Source organism: Frankia sp. CcWB3 (genome assembly GCF_977927595.1).
In genome coordinates this window covers 1-3,343 of record NZ_CDWRCK010000354.1, presented here as the reverse complement: position 1 = coordinate 3,343, position 3,343 = coordinate 1, and the positions used below count along the sequence as shown (strand labels likewise).

Sequence of the window (3,343 nt, the reverse complement as noted above, 5' to 3'; positions counted from 1 at the left end):
GTCGGGGGCGGGCGGGGGAATGAGCCCGTCCCGGTACCGCTTCACCATCGACACGGTCCGGTTGACCAGGTTGCCGATGTTGTTGGCGAGGTCCTCGTTCGCGCGGGTCACGAGCCGTTCGGTCGTGTAGTCGGTGTCGCCGGCTCGGGCGACGTCGCGCAGCATCCACCACCGCAGCGCGTCGGTGTTGAAGGCGGCGACGATGTCGGCGGGATCCTCGGCGTTGCCGGCCGACTTGCTGATCTTCATGCCGTCGGCGGTGAGATATTCGTGCACGAAGATGGTGTCGGGCAGGCGCACCCCGGCCGAGAGCAGCATCGCCGGCCAGTAGACGGCGTGAAAGCGGATGATGCCCTTGCCGATGACGTGCACTCGCCTGTCGGCGTCGTTCCACCAGTGCTGGAAGCTGTCGTCGTCGTTGCCGTACCCGGGGGCGGTGATGTAGTTCCCGAGTGCGTCGAACCACACGTAGATGACCTGCTCGGGGTCGCCGGGGACCGGAATACCCCAGCCGCGGGCCCGGCTCATGCTCCGCGACGCGCTGAAGTCCTCCAGACCGGCCTCGATGAAGGACAGTACCTCCCGCTTGCGGGCGGCGGGCTCGATGCGCAGCCGGTCGGCGGAGATGAGCTCGTGGAGCTGGTCCTGATAGCGGCTCAACCGGAAGAACCAGTTGCTCTCCTCCACCAGGTCGGGAACGGTCCCGTGTTCCGGACAGCGGCCGCCCACCAGCTCGTCGGGCTGGTAGAACAGCTCGCATCCCACGCAGTACAGACCGGCGTAGGTCTTGCGGTAGAAGTCTCCGCGGTCGGCGCAGGCCGACCACAGCTTCTCGACTCCCGGCCGATGGCGGGGGTCCGTGCTCGTCTTGATGAAATCGTCGAACGAGAGGCCCAACGGACCGCGAAGGCCCACGAACCCGGTGGCGACCCGCTCGACGTACTCGGCGGGTGTGATCCCCTCGGCCTCGGCCGCCTGGACGTTCTTCAGGGCGTTGTCGTCGGTGCCGGTCTGGAACCGGACCTCGTGGCCGCGCTGACGAAGATGACGTGCGTACGCATCGGTCTCGATCAGTTCGAGAGCGTGACCTACGTGCGGCTTGCCGTTGACGTACGGAATCGCCGTCGTCACGAAGTAGCGGCCCATCTGGTGTGAGTCCTTCCGCCCCGGTAGCAGCCTCACCGACGAGGCTCCGTCAGGGCCTCATCGGTCAGTCTGTCAAGACGCGCGGAAGAGGCCGGACGGCATGTGCATCATCATCCGGCTGGCCGGCGTCTCGGCCGTGGCATGTGTCCTCGACAGAGGGTGAATCCTACGCGACCTCGCACCCGGTAGCCCCCGGGGAGCGAGGTGGGAGTAGCGGATACCGGAGTACAGATCTTCTGCCGGCGCCGGCCCGTCCCGACCTGCTCGCCGCGCCGACCGCCGCGCCGGGAACGTTGGCGGCGAGATCATCCGCGGGATGCGGCACCGCCGTCGGCGGGGTGGTCGCCGCGGCGACCGTGCGAAGCCCGCTGCCCGGGCCGCGCTCCGTTCGGCGGACACCGCGGCCAGGCTTTCGGGTCCTCAGGCAGCCTGACGAGACCCATACCATCCTGCCGTGAGTGCCGAACGCGGCGGGGCCGCCGGTCCGGCGGCGTGGCATGTTACCGCTTCCGGGTAATGCCGCCGTACATGTGCACGTGAGCATCGTCCACGGCGGCGAGCTCGTCAGGGTGCCAGTGGTTGACAAGCACCACGCTGGGGTCGAGTATTTCCAGCCCATCGAAGAACTGCTCGACCCAGGCCCTGTCTCGGGCGACGAGCGGAATACCACTGGCGTTGTATGCGGCCACCCCGACACGAACCTCCTCGGGCGCACTGTCAGCCGTGCAGGTGGACAGCGCCAGGATGCTGCCTGTCGGAAGCGGACGCATGAGCCGGCCGACGAGGTCCTTGACGACGGCGTCGTCGGCGATGAAATGTATGACCGCGACAGGCTGGGCCAGGTCGAGCGTTTCCCGCAGCTGCTCAGACGCCAGGATCTTCTCCGGGGCGTGGAAGTCAGCGTCGAGATACGCGGTCCGACCCTCGGGGCGCTGGTGAGTAGGGCCCGGGCGTGCACCAGCACGATCGGTACCACCCCCGGGTTGCACACGTAGACAAGGGGGCTGTGAGCGGCGCGACGCGAGCAACTGCCGGCTGATCTTCCTGGAGTCGGGGCCGGCGATACCCGGATTAACTGGTTTGACGCCGCCGGGCGGGCGGGCTAGTTTGGCGGCAGTTCGTCGGGGAGCGGCCCGACGCCTTGCGTGGAGGAAGCCATGGTTGCCCCGGGTCTTGTCCCGGGCCACCGGACACCGCCGGCCTGGATGGCGTGGTGGTGATCGAGGTCGACTGCTGACCAGCGTCGGACCTCGGTGTGCCTGGTGACATCAATTTTTCGTGTTGATGTACTCCATGAGGAGCTTCTGGCGTTGTCAAATGATATCTCGTCTGCGTGGTACGCGGACTTCTTTACCGAACTTCCGAACGAGTTCTGGCGGCGGGCGGCGTCGCCCGAAATGACCGCGGCTGACGTCGAGTTCATCGAGGCCGCGCTCGGTCTGCCGCCGGTGGCCCGGATCCTAGACGTTCCCTGCGGCAGCGGTCGGCACAGTATCGCTCTCGCTGGGCGCGGCCATCGGGTGACCGGCGTCGACCTCTCAGCCGAGGCCATTGACCATGCCCGCCGGGCGGCAGAGCAGGCCGGTCTACACGTCGAGTTCGTGCTCGCGGACATGCGGGCGATCCCGGTGGATCGCTCGTTCGACGCGGCCGCCTGCCTGGGCAACAGCTTCGGCTATCTGGACCTGGCCGGCACCCGGGAGTTCATCGCGAGCCTGGCTCGGGCGATCCGTCCTGGCGGCAGCCTGGTCGTCGACTTCGGGGCGACGGCCGAGAGTATTCTGCCCACCTACACCGGTGAGCCGAGTACCATGGTGACCGGAGATATCACTGTCGAGACAAACCTGGAGTACGACCCGTTGGCAAGCCGGCTGATCAGTCGGTACGCATTCAAACCTGGCACCGAGGAACTCCATGCGGCCGCGATTCACCACATCTACACCAGTGGCCAACTGGGTGAACTGCTCACAGACGGCGGATTCACCGCCATCAGGCGGTACGCCGGGCCGGAGGACACGCCCTACGGTCTAGGGCCTGTTTGGGAAGTAGGTCCCGAGGCTGGCCGTGGATCTGATGGTGATTTTCGGATTGCATGATCCGTTGTGTGGTGCGGGGTGACCTGACGAACGAGCGGTGGGCTGTGCTGGCGCCGTTGCTGCCGTCGGAAGCGGACACGAAGAAGCCGGGCCGGCCGGCG

General features: G+C 67.0%; 3 protein-coding genes. 1 reads left to right on the top strand and 2 read right to left on the bottom strand.

What is annotated here, in order from left to right:
- Both ACY5KJ_RS18975 and ACY5KJ_RS18970 read right to left on the bottom strand, forming a co-directional pair.
- Positions 1-1,146: methionine--tRNA ligase (locus tag ACY5KJ_RS18975; protein WP_462204003.1), on the bottom strand; the 1,146-nt coding region annotated here is incomplete at its 3' end.
- 500 nt (positions 1,147-1,646) lie between these two features.
- The gene (locus ACY5KJ_RS18970) at positions 1,647-2,135 is read right to left on the bottom strand and encodes an SAM-dependent methyltransferase (protein WP_462204002.1); all 489 of its coding nucleotides are present in this window, start codon (positions 2,133-2,135) and stop codon (positions 1,647-1,649) included.
- 321 nt (positions 2,136-2,456) lie between these two features.
- Here ACY5KJ_RS18970 and ACY5KJ_RS18965 point away from each other — a divergent pair, with 321 nt between their 5' ends.
- The gene (locus ACY5KJ_RS18965) at positions 2,457-3,242 is read left to right on the top strand and encodes an SAM-dependent methyltransferase (RefSeq protein WP_462204000.1); all 786 of its coding nucleotides are present in this window, start codon (positions 2,457-2,459) and stop codon (positions 3,240-3,242) included.
- Positions 3,243-3,343 lie beyond the last annotated feature (101 nt).